The sequence below is a fragment of the Micromonospora chokoriensis genome (genome assembly GCF_000718555.1).
In the GTDB taxonomy this organism is placed as follows: Bacteria; Actinomycetota; Actinomycetes; order Mycobacteriales; family Micromonosporaceae; genus Micromonospora; species Micromonospora chokoriensis_B.
In genome coordinates this window covers 1-1,152 of the sequence record NZ_JOAN01000044.1, presented here as the reverse complement: position 1 = coordinate 1,152, position 1,152 = coordinate 1, and the positions used below count along the sequence as shown (strand labels likewise).

At 68.3% G+C, this 1,152-nt stretch carries 1 protein-coding gene; it reads right to left on the bottom strand.

What is annotated here, in order from left to right:
- Window positions 1–73 precede the first annotated feature (73 nt).
- A complete protein-coding gene (locus tag IF46_RS0131970; protein WP_030492134.1) occupies window positions 74–925 on the bottom strand; it encodes a type IV toxin-antitoxin system AbiEi family antitoxin domain-containing protein in 852 nt (283 codons plus the stop codon).
- Between the last annotated feature and the right edge of the window lie 227 nt (window positions 926–1,152).

Genomic DNA, 1,152 nt, shown 5'->3' with positions numbered 1-1,152 from the left:
GGGGCGGGGATGGCGGGGCGGGGATGGCGGGCGGGGCGGGCGGGGTGAGAGCGAGGCGCGGCGGGCGGGATGGCTAGGGGCGGAGGAGCGGGATAAGGGTCTTGATGATGTGGGCGGGGCGCCGGTAGAGGTCCAGGTCCGTGAAATAGCGCATCTGCCAGCCATTGGCGGCAAGCCAGTTCATTCGAGAGCGATCACGCCGAAGGCGGGCACGGTCCAGATGGGACGAGCCGTCGTACTCAACACCGACACGGCGCTGCCGATAACCAAGGTCGAGGCGGTAGAGCGGTGTCCCACTGCTGTCCAGGACCCAAATCTGCGGTTCCGGCGGCGGCAAACCGCCGTCCATCAGCACCAGGCGGAGCTGGCTCTCCTGCCGGCATTCCGCTCGAGGATCAGCACGTGGCACGAGATCGCGCGCCTGGCAGACCCCGCGCAGACTGTCGTGCCGGGCGACCTCGACCCTGAGTTCCTCAGGTTCGCAGGCACCTACGCGAAGGCAGAGGTCCAGCAGCGGCAGCGCCTCCATCCGAGGCATCGCCCGGGCCAGGTCCACCGCACACCTGGCGGCGGGCGCACAGGGCACTCCCGCCAGTAGCACCGGATCACGCACTGGCAGCACCGCCTCATGGGTGATGACGCCCCGAATGTGCGGGACGCGCTCCCCTGCCGGCACGATCACGTGCACGTCCGGGCTGCCGCTATCGCCGAAGCCATGCAGGTGCGCGCCGGTGTAAAAGCCGGCGACGGCGGTTGCGGGCAGTCGCCGGAAGATCGCCGGCAGGCGGCCGGCTTGGTCGGCTGATGGCGCGTAGACGCTCCGCGACATGCGATGCAGGCGGGACTGCTCAGCCAACCGACGCACTTGTTCCCGGCTGAGGCCGGCCGCGATCAACTCAGAGTATTGATAGAGAGGCTTTGCCATGCCGCAGAAATCTGCAGCACCACGTCACCATCCCTCGACCCCAACCCAGCGCGCTGTGGATAACTCGCCGCCCTGTGCACAACGCCCAAATTCCCCCCACGCGTGCTATGGGCGCGGGCCCCTCAACCCGGGTCGATCATGGAGTTGTGGTGGTGGATAAAAGCCCTGAACCGGGGCTTCTCGCCCACCACAACTCCATGATCGACGCCGACGGGTGGGGGCGGGGC

Coding starts and splice junctions, on each gene's coding strand:
- IF46_RS0131970 (WP_030492134.1), bottom strand. CDS start 925: ATGGCAAAGCCTCTCTATCAATACTCTGAGTTGATCGCGGCCGGCCTC.